Annotated in this window: 19 protein-coding genes and 1 pseudogene; 12 read left to right on the top strand and 8 right to left on the bottom strand. The window is 58.9% G+C overall.

The window, feature by feature from the left end; all coding sequences use genetic code 11:
- Positions 1–50: 50 nt before the first annotated feature.
- The 3 genes from CAF87_RS14970 to CAF87_RS14960 are packed head-to-tail and all read right to left on the bottom strand — an operon-like array spanning position 51 to position 3717.
- Positions 51–2000 (bottom strand): M48 family metallopeptidase, encoded by a 1950-nt coding sequence (locus CAF87_RS14970; protein WP_085732083.1) that lies wholly within the window; start codon positions 1998–2000, stop codon positions 51–53.
- Positions 2001–2046: 46 nt separating this feature from the next.
- Complete coding sequence (locus CAF87_RS14965; RefSeq protein ID WP_085732082.1) at positions 2047–3096, bottom strand: M48 family metallopeptidase; 1050 nt, start codon at positions 3094–3096, stop codon at positions 2047–2049.
- A gap of 24 nt (positions 3097–3120) precedes the next feature.
- Positions 3121–3717, bottom strand: a complete 597-nt coding sequence (locus CAF87_RS14960; protein WP_085732081.1) for a LemA family protein — start codon at positions 3715–3717, stop codon at positions 3121–3123.
- 201 nt (positions 3718–3918) lie between these two features.
- Between CAF87_RS14960 and CAF87_RS14955 the strand changes: the two genes are divergently transcribed.
- Together CAF87_RS14955 and CAF87_RS14950 are read left to right on the top strand one after the other, a co-directional pair.
- Positions 3919–4227, top strand: a complete 309-nt coding sequence (locus tag CAF87_RS14955; RefSeq protein WP_085732080.1) for an RcnB family protein — start codon at positions 3919–3921, stop codon at positions 4225–4227.
- A 101-nt stretch (positions 4228–4328) separates the two neighbouring features.
- Positions 4329–4793 (top strand): hypothetical protein, encoded by a 465-nt coding sequence (locus CAF87_RS14950; RefSeq protein ID WP_085732079.1) that lies wholly within the window; start codon positions 4329–4331, stop codon positions 4791–4793.
- 3 nt (positions 4794–4796) lie between these two features.
- Here the strand turns inward: CAF87_RS14950 and CAF87_RS14945 are convergent, their stop codons facing one another.
- Complete coding sequence (locus CAF87_RS14945; RefSeq protein WP_085732078.1) at positions 4797–5873, bottom strand: sensor domain-containing diguanylate cyclase; 1077 nt, start codon at positions 5871–5873, stop codon at positions 4797–4799.
- Positions 5874–6014: 141 nt separating this feature from the next.
- On the opposite strand from CAF87_RS14945, the gene CAF87_RS14940 reads away from it, so the two are divergent.
- Both CAF87_RS14940 and CAF87_RS14935 read left to right on the top strand, forming a co-directional pair.
- Entirely contained in the window at positions 6015–6353 is a 339-nt protein-coding gene (locus CAF87_RS14940) for an FKBP-type peptidyl-prolyl cis-trans isomerase (protein WP_007952931.1), read from the top strand.
- Between the two features lie 42 nt (positions 6354–6395).
- A complete protein-coding gene (locus tag CAF87_RS14935; protein ID WP_085732077.1) occupies positions 6396–6806 on the top strand; it encodes a hypothetical protein in 411 nt (136 codons plus the stop codon).
- A 75-nt stretch (positions 6807–6881) separates the two neighbouring features.
- Here the strand turns inward: CAF87_RS14935 and CAF87_RS14930 are convergent, their stop codons facing one another.
- On the bottom strand, positions 6882–7163 hold the full coding sequence (locus CAF87_RS14930) for a hypothetical protein (protein ID WP_085732076.1): 282 nt from the start codon (positions 7161–7163) through the stop codon (positions 6882–6884).
- Between the two features lie 9 nt (positions 7164–7172).
- Positions 7173–7544, bottom strand: a complete 372-nt coding sequence (locus CAF87_RS14925) for a DUF6124 family protein (RefSeq protein WP_085732075.1) — start codon at positions 7542–7544, stop codon at positions 7173–7175.
- Positions 7545–8130: 586 nt separating this feature from the next.
- On the opposite strand from CAF87_RS14925, the gene CAF87_RS14920 reads away from it, so the two are divergent.
- The 4 genes from CAF87_RS14920 (at position 8131) to dmeF (ending at position 10158) form a co-directional block, all read left to right on the top strand.
- Positions 8131–8454 (top strand): type II toxin-antitoxin system RelE/ParE family toxin, encoded by a 324-nt coding sequence (locus CAF87_RS14920; protein ID WP_085732074.1) that lies wholly within the window; start codon positions 8131–8133, stop codon positions 8452–8454.
- Positions 8455–8457: 3 nt separating this feature from the next.
- Positions 8458–8769, top strand: a complete 312-nt coding sequence (locus CAF87_RS14915; protein ID WP_085687527.1) for a helix-turn-helix domain-containing protein — start codon at positions 8458–8460, stop codon at positions 8767–8769.
- 181 nt (positions 8770–8950) lie between these two features.
- Positions 8951–9226, top strand: a complete 276-nt coding sequence (locus tag CAF87_RS14910) for a metal/formaldehyde-sensitive transcriptional repressor (RefSeq protein WP_085687529.1) — start codon at positions 8951–8953, stop codon at positions 9224–9226.
- 11 nt (positions 9227–9237) lie between these two features.
- The gene (gene dmeF, locus CAF87_RS14905; RefSeq protein WP_085732073.1) at positions 9238–10158 is read left to right on the top strand and encodes a CDF family Co(II)/Ni(II) efflux transporter DmeF; all 921 of its coding nucleotides are present in this window, start codon (positions 9238–9240) and stop codon (positions 10156–10158) included.
- Here dmeF and CAF87_RS14900 read toward each other — a convergent pair.
- On the bottom strand, positions 10155–11255 hold the full coding sequence (locus CAF87_RS14900; RefSeq protein ID WP_085732072.1) for a cytochrome P450: 1101 nt from the start codon (positions 11253–11255) through the stop codon (positions 10155–10157). The two genes, dmeF and CAF87_RS14900, sit on opposite strands and share 4 nt — an antisense overlap.
- 79 nt (positions 11256–11334) lie before the next feature.
- Here CAF87_RS14900 and CAF87_RS14895 point away from each other — a divergent pair, with 79 nt between their 5' ends.
- The 3 genes and pseudogenes from CAF87_RS14895 to CAF87_RS14885 form a co-directional block, all read left to right on the top strand.
- The gene (locus tag CAF87_RS14895; RefSeq protein ID WP_085732071.1) at positions 11335–12090 is read left to right on the top strand and encodes a helix-turn-helix transcriptional regulator; all 756 of its coding nucleotides are present in this window, start codon (positions 11335–11337) and stop codon (positions 12088–12090) included.
- 88 nt (positions 12091–12178) lie between these two features.
- Positions 12179–13399 (top strand): putative DNA modification/repair radical SAM protein, encoded by a 1221-nt coding sequence (locus CAF87_RS14890; RefSeq protein WP_085732070.1) that lies wholly within the window; start codon positions 12179–12181, stop codon positions 13397–13399.
- Positions 13396–14214, top strand: a pseudogene (locus tag CAF87_RS14885) (TIGR03915 family putative DNA repair protein); the annotation flags it as partial. The gene CAF87_RS14890 and the pseudogene CAF87_RS14885, both read left to right, overlap by 4 nt.
- 23 nt (positions 14215–14237) lie before the next feature.
- On the opposite strand, the gene CAF87_RS14880 reads toward CAF87_RS14885, so the two are convergent.
- On the bottom strand, positions 14238–14846 hold the full coding sequence (locus tag CAF87_RS14880; RefSeq protein ID WP_085732069.1) for a LysE family translocator: 609 nt from the start codon (positions 14844–14846) through the stop codon (positions 14238–14240).
- Between the two features lie 106 nt (positions 14847–14952).
- Between CAF87_RS14880 and CAF87_RS14875 the strand changes: the two genes are divergently transcribed.
- Positions 14953–15831: a LysR substrate-binding domain-containing protein gene (locus tag CAF87_RS14875; RefSeq protein ID WP_085732068.1), complete on the top strand. Its 879-nt coding sequence runs from the start codon at positions 14953–14955 to the stop codon at positions 15829–15831.
- Positions 15832–15840: the final 9 nt, after the last annotated feature.

The following is a 15840-nucleotide window of genomic DNA, read 5'->3' as shown; positions in this document are numbered from 1 at the left end:
TTCGAGGCGGATCAATCCTTTGCATGTCTTGTTCAGAAAGCGGCATCCGCCTATGCCGCTACCGTTGTTTGCGTTTGCTCATCGTGTACTTGTCCCGTAGCCAGCAACGGCGGCAATGGGCAATCAAGCAAATCTGCCAGAGCGCGGAAAAGTTCTGCTTCAGCCACCGTGATGACGCCGTCGTGCAACACGCAGCGAGTCATGGCATCGAGCAGGACAGGACGCTCTTCCGGCATGAGATGACGCAGGCGTTTGATTGCGCTTTCCAGTCCGGCCAAATCTTCCAGCTCAGGGCGCACCTCTTGCGGCTGCTCGAACGGCAAACCGTTCCAGGCATGTTCAAGTGCCTGTGCTGCCGCTTGAGGGTTTTCCTGTCCGGCCCGGGTCAATGCATTCAATAGCACCATCAGTTCTTCGGCGCATTGGAACAGGCCGAACTTGAATTGCACAGGCGTTGCCCCCTCGACATTGCGTTCGATGATGCGCAGCAGTGTCCACTCCAGCAATTCAGTTTCGTTGTCCGCTTCGACCAGTAGATTCAGGTTGCGCTTCATGGCTGCAACAGGTTTCTTGCCTAGTTCTTTCAGGCAGGGAATCGCCAGATCGATCAGTGGCAATCGCAGTCCAGGGTTAAGTGTCGAGAGCGGTTCACGCAGCAGACTCAGGGTGTTGAACACGTTGTCGTCGATTTCTGACTGGAGTAAATCCAGTTGCACGGCCTGCAGGGACGGCAGACGTGACAGCAGCAAGCCATACACGATGGCTTGGGCTCCTTCCGGGCTGTGGGCCGCGGTTTTGAGCGGCTGCGCAATGTCTTGCAGCATCTTGCGAGCTTGAGCAAGGTGTGCGGATTGCGGCGTGCCAATGGTTTCGATTGAACCCTGGAGGGCGTTTACATCGTAGAGAACAGCCATTGCATCAGTCGGAACACCGCTGAACGCATCGGTCACCGGGGTTGCCGGCACAGGTTCTGTGTGGGGCTGCAAGGGCGCCGCGATTGTTGTGAAAGTGCCATCCCACTCTGCATCGACCCGGCGAATTCGCTCGCTCAGATCTGGATGGCTCGCCATCAAATCGTCGCCCATCGACGAAGTGCCCGAGCCGAAATACAGATGGCTGAATTCGGCGGCGTGTGCGGAATTGATCGACGCTCCCAATGGATAACCGCCGATTTTTTTCAGCGCACCGGCAATGCTTTGTGGGTTGCGGGTGTATTGCACGGCAGTGGCATCGGCCAGAAACTCCCGTTGCCGACCGATCGCAGCCTTGATCAGATTGCCGAAGAAAGTGCCGGCCAATCCCACGACACACAACACGAAACCGAACAGCATCGGCAACGCGACAAACCGGCTGCGCTCGGCCGGTGTTTTGCGAACGTTCTCCATGCCCCGCAGGATGTAGCTGCCAGTCAGGCCAAGAACCAGAATGCCGTGGACGATGGCCACCAATCGCGTATTCAGGCGCATGTCGCCGTTGTAAATGTGGCTGAACTCATGGGCGATCACACCTTGCAGCTCTTCACGGGTCAGCACGTTGATCGCGCCTTGCGTCACCCCGATCACGGCGTCCTGCGGTGTGAGTCCGGCGGCGAACGCATTGATGCCCAGATCCGGAAGCAAGTACACCGAAGGGACTACGGTGCCGGAGGCGAGGGACATTTCCTCGACGACATTGAGTAAACGACGCTCTTCAAGAGTCTGCGCACTGTGGTTGATCAGACGGCCGCCCAGGCGCCGCGCAATCACCTTGCCGCCAGCGGACAACTCTGAATGCTTGGACAGGCTGGCCAGCAGCACGATGCTGATCACGACAGCTGAAACAATCGAGAACAGCCGCCAGTCCAGTTCCAGATCCAGCAGGACTTTGCCATTACCATCCTCGACCGGAATGGTCATCAGCACGCAGGAAACGAGGATCAGGCTCAGTACTGCAAAAAACATCAAAACCACGAGCAGCGCTGTACGGCGTTTTGCCTGGCGCTGTTGTTCAAAAAAATTCATTGGGCCATCCGTTGGCTGGGGTTGGAATAAACTGCTCAGGTCGTCCTCAGGTTGAGGCGACAACGGCTTTCACCGTCTGATCAGGAGTGCTCGGTGCAGCCCCTGTCGTAAAACTCCCATCCCACTGCGGATCGATTCGACGAATCCGCACGCTCAGATCAGGGTGGGTCGCAAACATCCGGCTCAGCAAACCTGAGCCGCCGGTGCTGAAAAACAAATGACTGAACTCGGCGGCACGGGGCGAACTGATCACCGAGCCTTGTGCATGGGCGCCGATTTTTTTCAGGGCGCCGACAATGCTTTGCGGATTGCGCGTGTATTGCACCGCGCTGGCATCGGCGAGGAACTCACGTTGACGACTGACAGCGGCCTTGATCAGATTGCCGTATAGATTCCCGATAAACCCGGCCACGCACAGTGCGGCCCCGAGCGCAAAAACCACCAGCATCAACCGCACGTCGCGTTTGTCGCGCTTGAGCAGGCTGGCCAGTATGTAAGTGCCAGCCAGCCCCAGCACCAACAGGCCGTGCACTACCGCCACCAGTTGCGTATTTAGGCGCATGTCCCCGTTGAAGATGTGGCTGAATTCGTGGGCGATCACCCCTTGCAGTTCTTCTCGGGTCAGTAGTTTCACTGCGCCACGGGTCACACCAATGGCCGCGTCTTCCGGTGTAAATCCGGCCGCGAAGGCGTTGATGCTTTCGTCCGGTAGCAGATACACCGCCGGCAGGCAGGTGCCGGAGGCAATCGCCATTTCTTCGACGACGTTCATCAACCGCTGCTCTCCCAGGGTGCGCGCATTGCCGTTGAGCAGGCGGCCACCCAGTTTCTCGGCGACGACTTTGCCGCCCGCGCGCAGTTGCCGATATTTCAGCAGACCGCCAATCACCACGATGCTGCTGATGAACAATGCAATAACGGCCATTGCCAGAAACGCATCCGCCAGCGTGCCAGTCCCGCTCAGATAATCTTCAAAACCATTGAAGACGAAGGGCAGGCTGGTCATCCCGATCAGCATGACAATCGCCAGAATCATCAGGTAAATCAGCCGTGATGTCTGGTTTCGAGCTTGGGTCTGTCGTTCAAAAAAGTTCATCGGGTCATCCATGGAGAGCAGCAATCAGAAAGAAACGTTGGGCGCGGTCTTGATGGCCAGCGTATCGGCAAACTTCAACGGAACCGCGTCCTCGCGATGGCCAAAACTGGTCGCCAGCAGCACCGCCGGAAAACTCTGCTTGAGCGTGTTGTAGGCCATCACCGCGTCGTTGAACGCCTGACGCGCGAAGCTAACCTTGTTTTCGGTGCTGCTCAGTTCTTCGCTCAGTTGTTGCATGTTCTGCGACGCCTTGAGCTCCGGATAGGCTTCCAGCGTCAGGTTCAGTCGACCCACGGCGCTGCTGAGTGCACTGTCCGCCAGCCCCAATTGCGCGATGTTCTGGGCATTGCCCGGTTTCGACTGTGCCGCCTCAAGCCCGGCCACGGCGGCATTGCGCGCGGCGATCACCGCTTCGAGAGTTTCGCGCTCATGGGCCAGATAACCCTTGGCGATGCTGACCAGATTGGGGATCAGGTCATAGCGGCGTTTGAGCTGCACTTCGACCTGGGCAAATGCGTTCTTTATCTCGTTGCGCCGGGCAACAAGTTTGTTGAAAAGACTGACAGCGTAGAGCCCCAGAAGCGCAAGCAATACCAGATTGACGATGAGGTAGATCTTCACGGTGATGTCCTTATTCACTCGGCGGGGGGGGCGCGATCTTATCGCAAATGGATGCCGTTGACTGTATTGGCCCGGTGGCGGGTTAGCCCGGATCGCGTTCCGGAGCGTGGCTACAATCTCAACTTCCATCAATAAACAAGGAATGATTCCAGAACCCCGCAGTCGGAGTTCTGGTATCACACATCTGAAGGAGGTTCACCGATGAACAACAAGACCCTGATCGCCAGCCTGGTCCTCGTCGCCGGCATCGCCGGGATCACCCCAATCGTTCAAGCGGCGCAACCCTCGACCGACACCGTCGAACGCTCGCCCACCGACGGCCGCGAACTGAAGGTCAACGACCGCGCTCCGGACATTTATCAGCGCAGTGAAAAAGCCATAAAGAACTGGAAACAGAAAGGCCTCAAGCAACCTGATCCTCAGGCGCAGTGGGTGCAGATGAATGACAAGTACGTGATGGTGATGATCACCAACGGGACGATTGTGGATATCAAGCCGGTGGAGCGTTAGGCCGCCAGCAACAATTGGCCATGGACGGTTGATTGCATTCGAGCGCCGTTCGGGTAAAACGCGAGGGGCGTTTCGAGTGACTGGATGTCAGGAGCAATTCGTTGGAAAAGAAACCTCTTTACCGCAAAGAAAACACCACGGCCCACAACGTCTGGCGCAACAACCCGGGCGGGCATTATCGGCATCAGCGAAACACCAAGGCGGAAATCCACAGCGAGGCTACACGTGGCTCGATGCATGGCATCAAGCACCATGGCTACGATTACACGCCGTTGTTTCGCTTTCTGCTGTCGTGTGTCGGTGGTGATTGGGACGAGATTTTCAGTGAGGCAGTGTCGCGGCTGGATCGGCAGGAACCGGTGTTCTGGATGGTCGCTGTGCTTGAAAGTGACCGTAAGGAAATAGTGCGACACGGCGAGTCGAGTTACTTCAACGGTCTGTATGTCGATGAGCAGAAACGACTGCAAATCGTCAATCCCAACCTCAAGGCAGAGGATATGACGCCCAACTGCCAGTGCTGCACGCATACCTTCAATGGCGTTGTATTTGGTACTGCCGGGCGCTGAGATTCAGTCGATCCGGCTATGGCTCAACGCTTGTCCGCCACCCAACCGATACTGATTGTTCCCGCTGCGCTTGGCCTCATACATCGCCAGATCCGCAATATGCAGCAGCCGGTCCATGGTCGGTGCATGGTCGGGGAATACCGCCACGCCGAGGCTGGTGCCGATGTGGCGTTGGTCGTTGCCGATGGTGATGGGCGGGGAGAGTTCGATGAAGATTTTCTGGCAAATGCTGCGGGCTTCGTCCTGAAGGTTCAGGCCGGGGACGAGGCCTTGCAGGATGACCACGAACTCGTCGCCACCGATCCGGGCGACGGTGTCGCTGACCCGCAGGATGCGTTTCAGCCGGGTGGCGGTGGTGATCAGCACGCGGTCGCCGGCGGCGTGGCCGTAGCGGTCGTTGATGCTTTTGAAACTGTTGAGATCGATAAACACCAGCGCCACCCGAGTCTCGGTAGCGCGGGCATGTTCCAGCGCTTCCGACAGGCGTTCTTCCAGCACCAGCCGATTGGGCAATCCGGTCAGCGGATCGAAATGAGCCAGGTGCTGGAGGTAGCTGGCCGAGGCCTTTTCTTCGGTAATATCGCGCACCACGCCCATCATCTTGATCATCGCGTCATGATCGTTTTTCACGATATTGCCGGTTTCCCGCAGCCAGCGAATCGTGCCGTCGGGCCAGACCACGCGGTATTCCTCGTCGTGGTTTTCGCCGGTTTCCAGGCAGCGCAACTCCCCGGCGCGCACTTTGGCGCGGTCGTCCGGGTGTACGCAGGAGCAGAACAAGGCGTAGGACGGCGTCACTTCGCCGATCTTGAACCCGAACATGCCGAAGATCGCGTCGGACCAATACAGTCGATCCGTGTCGACTTCCCAGTCCCAGGTGCCGATCCGCGCAAAATACTGGCTGCGCTTGAAGCGCTCGGCATCGCCATCCTGACGGATGTTCTGGCCTTCGGCGGCGCGGGTGAGCAATTCGCGATACTCGGCGAGCTGCCGGCGCAGGGCACGCTCGCGACGAATCAGCACGACGATCACGACCATCAACACAACGACAATGGCGAGACTGATCCAGAGTTGAGTCATTCGAGCGGTGCTGACATGGCGTATCGATCAGGATTGGTAGCGGGTGGCCATCATCCGTCACGGCCAACGTGGGGTCAAACGGTTGCCAATGGCCGGCATTTCTGGGAAAACGGCGGCCAGCGGAACAATAGAGTGAATGTTATGAATGATGAACTGCAGATAATCGATCTTCAGCCCGGCGACGGAAAAGCCGCCGTCAAAGGCGCGTTGATCACCACCCAATACACCGGTTGGCTGGAAGACGGCACCGAATTCGATTCGTCCTGGAGCCGGGGCAAGCCGTTTCAGTGTGTGATCGGCACCGGTCGGGTGATCAAGGGTTGGGATCAGGGGATCATGGGCATGCAGGTCGGCGGCAAGCGCAAACTGCTGGTACCGGCGCATCTGGGGTATGGCGAGCGGACGATGGGCAAGATTCCGCCGAATTCGAATCTGGTGTTCGAGATTGAGTTGTTGGAAGTGTTGACGCGGGAGGATTGAATCCGGCGTGCAGAATAGATGATCGCATTCAGGGGTTAGCGCATGGACGTGTGGCAGATGATTTCCCAGATTGCCCAGTGGTTGGGCGAGAAACACTCGTCGCACGGGCGCTGGTCTTACGGGTATATGGCTGTACTCAACGCTGCTGTGGCGGTTGGTACTTGGGTTGCGGCCAAGGAACTGATTGCAAAGCGCAAAGTGCTCAAGGCTCGTGTGACGACGACGCTGGCGTCTGGAAGCCTGACAGCGACTTCCTTTGCAGAAGAAGGCGGGCAACAGATCAGATTCACCGGCGTTCTGCTGGAGGAAGAGGGGACTTATACCGTGACCCTGACTCGACAAGATGTTCAAGGCTCCGTTGTTTCTTCGAGCGACGGACTGCACTCGCTGGAGGAGGTCGAGGCTTACTTGAGGGGGAATACGCCTTTCATTCTGTCTGACTTTCGGCGGTGATCGCGTTTGCACACAAAACTCGCTGCCTCCCCTCACGGAGACAGCGGGTTTTTTCTTTCCCTTTTACCTGAGACGTTACGCAGCTATAGCCATCTCATCCAGCGTTGCGGCAACCGTGCTGGTCAGGCTCGGAAATCTGCGTTTTACGCTGTTAAGTACCGGCATTACTCGGTTGCGGTCCAGTTTGCCGTGATCGCGGGCGAGCTGGACGAGGGCCTCGAGAGCGGCGGTGACGATGGATTTTCTTTCGCTTTCGAGCAGCAGCAGACAGGCTTTTTGGGCCCATTGGCTGTCTTTCTCGTTGAGGTCGATGGAGATCAGGGCGGCGACGACGTGTGCATCGGATTTGCTTTCCATTGGGATCCCTCAGGTCGTGGCATCGAGAGTGTCCAGCGCCCGGTTCACGGCTAGTTCGCCACACATCACCACTTGGGCGATGCCCAGGACGGTACTGCGGTAGGGCGGGTCCAGCAGCGCGGCGAAGTCGCTGAGCATCACGCTGGCCGAAGTCATCGATTCGCAGGCGTGGGCCAGCAGGGCATGTTGATCCAGGTCGGGGGCGACGAGGAACATGCGGCCGGGGCAGTGTTGTTTCGGGGCGGTGGGTTTCAGGTAATGGTCGAGGGCGCGCTCGGCGGCTTCGTGGAGTTTTTTTGAATCGGTGGAGGAGTAGGGCGAAGTCGGATCGGACTCGTTGGGTGCGTCTGTTTCGGGTGGATCGGGAACGTATTTGAACATTTGCCTAGAACCTTTAATTGAGGCTTACACCGTCATTGCGACTAAACAATTAGGTGGCAGCTATGCGCAGGTTAGTCGACCGGTGGTTCTAAGCATTCCCGGCGCGCCCGAAGACGCCCTACGCACAGCTACCATTGAGCACAGGCAAATGAACACCTGACTAAATGGACTGCATGCAACTTAAAACCGTCCGAGCGACTAAACCCGTTCACTGACCAATTCAGTGATGCGAATCAAGTTACGGGTAGGCTCCAAACCGCACAAGCCGGCGGATTCTGGCGTAGTTGTAGGCAAAGGCGCAAGGCGATGTAGCCTCTCGGATGAGGGCAAAATGATGCTTCATTTTTCAGTCCGCCATCGTGAGCAAGCTCGCTCCCACAAGGCTTCTGCGTCGGCTTATCAGGTGTGCCGACTCGTGAATTTCTGTTTTGTGATACCAAATGTCAGATAAGCCAATTCAAACTTGATTTATATCGGTTTCGATATAGTCTGCTGGTATGTGATAGCTGCCATTCCTTGCAACACACCGCCGCGACACGATTCCGTCCGGGCTATTACGCTTTTCCTTCCAACACAGGAGAAGCCAATGCCAAGACACAAGGACGTGGTATTTGTCGGGAGTGCGCTCAAGGATCTAAGAGCTTTTCCCCTCGATGCTCGCAGAGCAGCAGGATTCCAATTGGATCTGTTGCAACAGGGCGACGAACCCTTTGACTGGCGCCCCATGAAAACAGTTGGGCGGGGCGTCAATGAAATCAGAATCACCGAGTATTCAGGGGCGTTTCGAGTGTTTTATGTGGTCAACCGGCCTGACGCGATTTATGTGCTGCACGCCCTGCAAAAGACCACGCGCAAAACCGAGACGCGAGACATAGAACTGGCACGGGCCAGATACCAGGAAATAGGTTGAACCATGAAGGATCATCAAACCCCACCCCAGCGTTTCTCAAGCATCTGGGATGCACTGGAAGACACGCCGCAGGAAGCGGCCAACATGCGCCTGCGGGCCAAACTGATGCGTACGCTTTGCGAAACGATTCGTGCCTGGGAGCTCCCTCAGAAAGAGGCGGCCAAGCGTCTTGGCATCACTCAGCCGCGTCTCAACGACGTACTCAACGGCAAAATCGACAAGTTCTCGCTGGATGCGCTGGTCAACTTGTCGGCCGCTGCAAAACTGGACGTAGACCTCTGTTTCTCGTCGTCCCCACCGCTGCAATGGGCCTGACAGACAAGGGGTCCCAACGGCCCTGCATCTGAAAAGCCTTCCAGAGGCGGCACCGTCTGACGCTCCGCCTCAATCCTTTCACGAAAAAATTTCAGGCCGCGACGGGCGGTCGAAAACAGACCTTGCCCCTTTCAATCCGAACAGCGACTATGCTCGCCATATAGGGGTAGGGGGTATAGGTATGTCGCACACACACGAACACAAAGGCGAGTTGCTTAACCGGGTCCGGCGCATTGCCGGGCAGGTTCAGGCGGTTGAACGGGCGCTGGAGTCCGAGGCAGATTGCGCCAAGACGCTGCACCTGATGGCGGCGGTTCGCGGGGCAATCAACGGCCTGATGGAGCAGTTCATCGAGGCCCACGCCCGCGAGCATGTCGCCCATCCAGACCTCAGCGACGAAGCCCGCGCCCAAGGCGTGGAAGAGTTGCTGCAAGCCATTCGCCGTTATTCCAAGTGAGCACCCACGCCATGACACTCAAGGCTGAAACGTTTTCCCACGATCACCAGTTCCTCGGTGCATCCCACGATGACAATGCTCGTCGCACCTTATGGGTCGTGGCACTGACATTCGTGATGATGATCGGCGAGATTGCCGCCGGTTATTTCACCGGCTCCATGGCGCTGCTGGCTGACGGTTTCCACATGGCGACCCACGCCGGCGCCCTCGGCATCGCTGCGGCGGCCTATGGTTTTGCCCGGCGCAACGCCAATAACCGCCGTTACAGTTTCGGCACCGGCAAGGTCGGTGATCTGGCGGGTTTTGCCTCGGCCATGGTGCTGGGGCTGGTGTCGCTGGGCATTGCCGGGGAATCGGTTTTTCGCTTGTTCCAACCGACCAGCGTGGCGTTCGGCGAAGCAACCTTGATTGCCGTGGTCGGCCTGGGCGTCAACCTGCTCAGTGCGTTTTTGCTGGCCGGCCATCACGGTCATCATGACCACGGCCATAGCCACGATCATGGTCATCACCACCATCACGACAACAACCTGCGTTCAGCTTACGTGCACGTACTCGCCGATGCGTTGACGTCGGTGCTGGCAATTGCTGCGCTGCTTGCCGGTCGCTACCTGGGCTGGGTGTGGATGGACCCGGTGATGGGCATCGTCGGTTCCATCGTCATTGCCAAATGGGCCTGGAACCTGATGCGCGACAGCGCCGCCGTGCTACTCGACACCACCGATGAACCGGTGGCAGAAGAGATTCGCGAACTGCTGGAAACCTCCGACGACGTGCGCATCAGCGACCTGCACGTCTGGCAGGTCGGCCCGCAGGCGCGGGCGGCGATTGTCAGCGTAGTCGCGGCGGCTGGCGTGACTGCTGAAGCGATTCGCGAGCGTCTGGCACCGGTGCATGAGTTGTCGCACCTGACGATCGAATTGCGCAACGCCTAAGGCTGTCTCTCGCTGAACAGAGGAATTCGCCCGTTGAGCGAAGGGCGGTAATGCCAGGCGAACCGCTTCAGGTCGATGTCATGAGCAAGGATTTTACCTACGGTGGCGCTGGCAATCGTCATCGCCAATCTTTGCCCCGGGCATTGATGACGACCGCTGCCGAACGTGAAGCTGCGGCGGTTCGGGCGATCCGGCAGAAATTGATCCGGGTTTTCATTCAGCGCCGGGTCGCGGTTGGCCGAGGCGAGCAACACCAGAATCACATCGCCCGCTTCCAGTCGCATGCCGTCGATTTCGCAAGTGGTCGCGACAAATCGTCGGGTGTTTTGCACCGAGGGATCAAACCGCTGGACTTCAGCCAGCAGCGAATCCACTGACGCCGCGTGTAATTCAGGCTGGCGCTGCAAAGCCACCAGCGCATTGCCGATCAGCCCGGCGGTGGCCTCGAATGTCTGCGAACAGAGGCCGATCAGGTTGGCGAGCAACATGTCTTCATCGCCGACAAAACGCTGTTGGATGTCCGCGAGAAACGGGTTCGGATCCGCCAACAATTCAATGAAGTATCCGCGCAATTGCTCCGCCGCCCGATGGGCTGCCGCCAGTTGCAGGTCATTGCTCAACGGCGACAGACACGCCGCGAAATCCGCCGTCAGTTCACTGATGACCCGCGCTTGCGCCGGGGTGAATCCGAGTAGTGATGCAACCACGCACACCGGGCCGCGAAACATGGCTTTATAGAGGCCGTCGGCGTCGTTCGTTATCAGCCGCGCGGACACCAAAGCGCTGACTTCTTCCCGATCAAACAGGCCTAAGGGCGGCTCGATGGCCGAACGCGGGCAGCGCTGAGCTTCGCCGTCATTCATCCGCATCAAAAGGCCAAACACCTTGCCCGCCATGCCATCGACGATGGCCTTGGGCACTGGTTCCTGCACCGGGCGCACCCGGCAATCCGGATGCGCCGACACCGCGCAAACCGCCCGGGCGCTGCTGGCGACCCACAGTTTCAGTCCATGATGAAAAGTCAGCCCACCCGACGCGCGCAGTTCGGCGTAGTAGGGATAAGGATCGGAGTGAGTTGCAGCAATGATCGGGTCCATGGATCGCAACCTTGTCGGTGGGGAAAGTGTTGCTACTATCTCCAGTCCTTGAGGGCGATGATTCGTCCGGGAGCGAAATATGCACGCAGAACATCAAGACATCGGCGTCTCGCAAGTGGCCGCCGCCATCGCTGAACCGGCGCGAACCAAAATGCTGTGCTCGCTGATGGACGGCCACGCTCGCACTGCCACGGAGCTGGCGACCCTCGCCGACGTCAGCGCCTCGACCGCCAGTGCACACCTGGCCAAACTCAAGGACCTGGCGCTGGTGCGCCTGCACGTGCAGGGCCGCCACCGTTATTACAGCCTCGCCGACAAACGCGTGGCCCAGGCGCTCGAAGCGCTGATGGTGATCGGCCAGAACCCCGCACCGACCTTCAAACCGCACACGCCGGATCGCCTGCAATTCGCTCGCACCTGTTACGACCATATGGCCGGCACGCTGGCGGTAATGCTGCATGACCGGTTGCTGGAGCGGGGTTGGCTGGTGGAAACCGATGAGCAGGTTTATCGCTTGAGCGAGAGCGGAGAGGCGCTGTTCGAAGGGTTGGGAATCGAGGTCAGGGATCTGTCGACCTTGCGCCGACGCTTTGCCTGCCCATGTCTGGACTGGAGCATGCGCCGGCCGCATCTGGGTGGATCGCTTGGAGCGGCGCTGTTGCAGACCGCGTTGAAGCGCAAATGGGTGACGCAGGATCTGGACAGTCGGGCGCTGACGTTGACGGCGGTGGGGCGTAAGGAGATGACAGCGCGATTCGGGGTGAAATGGCCCGAAGCGATGCAGCCTGTCCCGGTGCGTAAATCCTCGACCATCGCAGCTGACAGCCGACTGTAATAAGTCTGACTGACGAAGGGTCGTTTTACGACTTGTGACCCGTGGGCGGACTCTATACTGTATATACGAACAGTATAAGGTCCATGCCATGCAACTCATCGACAAGCTCAGCATCCTCGCCGACGCCGCCAAGTACGATGCCTCCTGCGCCAGCAGTGGCGCGCCCAAGCGCAGCTCCGAGGGCAAGAGCGGGCTGGGTTCCACCGATGGCATGGGCATCTGCCACAGCTACACGCCGGACGGGCGTTGTGTGTCGCTGCTCAAGGTTCTGCTGACCAATTTCTGTCTCTACGACTGCCAATACTGCGTCAACCGTCGCTCCAGCGATGTGCCACGTGCGCGTTTCACGCCCGAGGAAGTGGTGACGCTGACCCTGGATTTCTACCGGCGAAATTGCGTCAGCGGGTTGTTCCTCAGCTCCGGGATCATCCGTTCGGCGGACTACACCATGGAGCAACTGGTGCGTGTTGCGAAGCTGTTGCGCGAAGAGCATGAATTCCGTGGCTACATCCATCTCAAGACCATTCCCGAAGCGGATCCTGCGCTGATCGAAGAAGCCGGGCGTTATGCCGATCGCTTGAGCGTCAACATCGAATTGCCCACCGATGCCAGTTTGCAGACGCTGGCGCCGGAGAAGCAGATCGGCTCGATCAAGCAGGCGATGAACACCATCTACACCGGTGTGCAGGCGGTGCTTAACGAACCCCGCGCACCAAAGTTCGCCCCGGCCGGGCAGAGCACGCAAATGATCGTCGGTGCCGATGACACCGACGACAGCACCATCCTGCACAGCGCTCAGGCGCTCTACGGCAACTTCCGCCTGCGTCGGGTCTATTACTCGGCGTTCAGCCCGATTCCCGACAGCCCGAAAAGCGTGCCGCTGGCCGCGCCGCCGCTGATGCGCGAGCACCGTTTGTATCAAGCCGACTTTCTGCTGCGCAGCTATGGCTACAGCGCCGGCGAGTTGCTCACTGGGCCGGGCAATCTGGCATTGGATATCGACCCGAAATTGGCTTGGGCCCTTCAGAATCGCGAGGTGTTTCCGCTGGATCTCAACCGCGCCGAACCGGCGTTGATTTCACGCATTCCCGGCATCGGCCTGCGTACCACCGAGCGATTGGTGGAACTGCGTCAACAACGGCGCATTCGTTACGAAGATGTGGCTCGCATGCGCTGTGTTCTGGCCAAAGCCAAGCCATTCATCATCACCAGCGACTATCACCCGCAGCAGGCGGAAGTCACCAGCCAGATGCTCTATCAACAGTTGCGCGACCGGCCGATGCCGCAGCAGATGGGGTTGTGGGGATGATCAATCTCGATTGCGACGACCTGTTCGACACCTGGCGCCAACAGGCGCGCTGGCTACTCAGCCATGAAATCGATCCGAGTCTGGTGAGCTGGGCTTCGGAAGGGGTGAGTGATCTGTTTGCCAGTGATGTGTCGGTGCCGGACGGACAGGGACCATTTCAGGCGCGTATTCCGCGCGCATTGCTCGACACCCTGGAACAAGCGTCACGCTACCGTGGCGATCAGCGCTGGAGTCTGCTTTACGAAGTGCTCTGGCGCGTCAGCCATGGCGATCGCACGGCAATGATGGCCGGCGACAAACTGGGTAGCGAGTTGCAGCGGCGGATCAAGCAAGTGCAGCGCGAAGCCCATCATCTGCATGCGTTCGTGCGTTTCATCGAGCGCCCGTCAGAGCTGTCGGGCCCGCAATACGTGGCGTGGCACGAACCGGCCCACGACATCCTGCACAGCGCCAGTGAACACTTCATCGGGCGCATGGGGCGCCATCGCTGGCTGATCGCTACGCCGCGTGATGGGGTTTATTACGATGGCGAACAAATGATTCATCAGCGCCAGTGCCCGGTGGAATGGCAGCAACTGGCGCAGAACGTTGATGATCCACAGGGCGAGTTGTGGCTGGCGTACTACAGCCACATCTTCAACCCGGCGCGGTTGAACGAGAAGCTCATGCAAGGGCACTTGCCCATGCGCTTCTGGAAGAACCTGCCGGAGGGGGAGTTGATCCCCGGGTTGATTACCCAGGCGCGCATGGGCAAGCAGCAGAACGGGCAGGCCGACGGGATTGCCGGGCGCGGCGGCAAGCGTATTGCGTTGAAACAGGTGGAGCATCCGTCGTCCGTTCAGCGCGTCGCCGAAGCCATCAACAAACCAAAACCGGCAAATGTCACTCCCGAGACTTTCGCCGCCAGCCAGGAACCTTTCGGGCTCGACAGCCAGCCTTTGGCAGCATTGGCAAGCAGCGCATAAGTGCCGTGTACCAGAATCACCAGCACGGCGTAAGAAGCCACCAGCTTGAAGAACTGCGGGTGGAAAGCCTGTGCGGTGTCGATGAACTGCGGAAACACCGCCAGAAAGAAGAAGATGGCTTTGGGATTGAGAAATTGCAGGGACGCGGCCTCCAGAAAACGGTAACTCGCGCGAGAGGGGCGAACGTGTTGCAGTGGGCGAAAACGATCCGAACGCCAGCTCTTGAGACCCAGGTACAACAGATAAGCGGCGCCGGCGTATTTCAGTACTGCGAAGGCAGTCGCCGAGGCACTGAGGATCAGGCCGACACTGGTAGCGCTGAGGGCGGCAACCACGAACGCCCCCGAGGCAATCCCCAGAATTCCCGGCGCTGCTCCGGCCCAGCCCAGGCGCACGGCGTTGGACAAGGTCAGCATCACACCCGGGCCAGGGCTCAAAATAGTCAGGGTGGCGAAGAGTACAAAGAGTCCGTAACTGTGCATGTCTGGCTCCGTCAGGGCGCGGGATTGGGCGTACGGGCAGATTGGCGCGGCGACGAGCGTGTGACAAACGCTTTAAATGCAGCGCATACGTGACTAAATTAGACCCATGAACAAATCACTCCCGCCGCTCAATGCGGTTCGTGCCTTTGCGGTCGCCGCCCGTCATCAGAGTTTCACGCTGGCGGCCGAAGAGCTGCATGTGAGCCACAGCGCCGTAAGCCGGCACATCAAATTGCTGGAAGAACACCTGGGTATATTGCTGTTCGAACGGCGCATCCGGCAATCGTTGCTAACGTCTGCCGGCCAGCGTTTTTATCAGCAGGTCAGCGCGGGCCTGGCGCAGATCGCCGGCGCGGCTGCCGAATTGCGGCAGCAGGCAGCACGGCCGACAGTAACCATCAACACCCGACCATCGTTTGCACAGTTGTGGCTGATGCCACGGCTAAATGACTTCACGGCAGAACATCCGGACATCGAACCGCAGGTGATCACCCAGACCCGATCCCCGGATCCGGCGCAGGACAGTTTCGACATAGTCATTCGCCGTGGTCGCGACGATTGGGCACCGACCATCGAGTCGCACCCGCTGTTTGAGGATGAATTGCTGATGGTGGCAGCGCCCGAGCTGATCGAGCGAATCCCATTGGCGGATCTTGCTGATCTGGGGCGGCACACTTTGCTGACCGTCAAGGCCCGGCGTGAGGACTGGCACCACTGGGCGCTGCGCTTCGGCCAGAGTCAGAGTGCGAGCCAGGAGATTCGCCAGTTCGATTACATGCATCGGGTGCTGGAGGCCGCAGTCGCGGGCGAGGGTATTGCCTTGTGCCCGACCACGTTATTGGGCACGCACTTGTCGAGCGGTCGGCTGTTCTGTCCGTTGCCTGACTTGCGCATGCCATTGCCACGCTATTACTACGGCGTTGCACCGCAGGGCTCCGCATCGGCTCAGGTGTTTGTGGCGTGGCTGCAAAAACAGACCCCATGAAAAAGTCCC

Source organism: Pseudomonas sp. R38(2017) (genome assembly GCF_002112395.1).
Taxonomy (GTDB): domain Bacteria; phylum Pseudomonadota; class Gammaproteobacteria; order Pseudomonadales; family Pseudomonadaceae; genus Aquipseudomonas.
The sequence above is the reverse complement of the archived record's forward strand: the minus strand, read 5'-3'. Positions and strand labels throughout refer to the sequence as shown.

Excerpts from the sequence above, each read along its gene's own strand:
- CAF87_RS14910 (WP_085687529.1), top strand. The coding sequence starts at position 8,951 with ATGTCGCACACACACGAACACAAAGGCGAGTTGCTTAACCGGGTCCGG.
- CAF87_RS14940 (WP_007952931.1), top strand. The coding sequence starts at position 6,015 with ATGAATGATGAACTGCAGATAATCGATCTTCAGCCCGGCGACGGAAAA.
- CAF87_RS14915 (WP_085687527.1), top strand. The coding sequence starts at position 8,458 with ATGAAGGATCATCAAACCCCACCCCAGCGTTTCTCAAGCATCTGGGAT.
- CAF87_RS14890 (WP_085732070.1), top strand. The coding sequence starts at position 12,179 with ATGCAACTCATCGACAAGCTCAGCATCCTCGCCGACGCCGCCAAGTAC.
- CAF87_RS14925 (WP_085732075.1), bottom strand. The coding sequence starts at position 7,544 with ATGTTCAAATACGTTCCCGATCCACCCGAAACAGACGCACCCAACGAG.
- CAF87_RS14900 (WP_085732072.1), bottom strand. The coding sequence starts at position 11,255 with ATGGACCCGATCATTGCTGCAACTCACTCCGATCCTTATCCCTACTAC.
- dmeF (WP_085732073.1), top strand. The coding sequence starts at position 9,238 with ATGACACTCAAGGCTGAAACGTTTTCCCACGATCACCAGTTCCTCGGT.
- CAF87_RS14880 (WP_085732069.1), bottom strand. The coding sequence starts at position 14,846 with ATGCACAGTTACGGACTCTTTGTACTCTTCGCCACCCTGACTATTTTG.
- CAF87_RS14970 (WP_085732083.1), bottom strand. The coding sequence starts at position 2,000 with ATGAATTTTTTTGAACAACAGCGCCAGGCAAAACGCCGTACAGCGCTG.
- CAF87_RS14965 (WP_085732082.1), bottom strand. The coding sequence starts at position 3,096 with ATGAACTTTTTTGAACGACAGACCCAAGCTCGAAACCAGACATCACGG.
- CAF87_RS14920 (WP_085732074.1), top strand. The coding sequence starts at position 8,131 with ATGCCAAGACACAAGGACGTGGTATTTGTCGGGAGTGCGCTCAAGGAT.
- CAF87_RS14875 (WP_085732068.1), top strand. The coding sequence starts at position 14,953 with ATGAACAAATCACTCCCGCCGCTCAATGCGGTTCGTGCCTTTGCGGTC.
- CAF87_RS14930 (WP_085732076.1), bottom strand. The coding sequence starts at position 7,163 with ATGGAAAGCAAATCCGATGCACACGTCGTCGCCGCCCTGATCTCCATC.
- CAF87_RS14895 (WP_085732071.1), top strand. The coding sequence starts at position 11,335 with ATGCACGCAGAACATCAAGACATCGGCGTCTCGCAAGTGGCCGCCGCC.
- CAF87_RS14955 (WP_085732080.1), top strand. The coding sequence starts at position 3,919 with ATGAACAACAAGACCCTGATCGCCAGCCTGGTCCTCGTCGCCGGCATC.
- CAF87_RS14945 (WP_085732078.1), bottom strand. The coding sequence starts at position 5,873 with ATGACTCAACTCTGGATCAGTCTCGCCATTGTCGTTGTGTTGATGGTC.
- CAF87_RS14935 (WP_085732077.1), top strand. The coding sequence starts at position 6,396 with ATGGACGTGTGGCAGATGATTTCCCAGATTGCCCAGTGGTTGGGCGAG.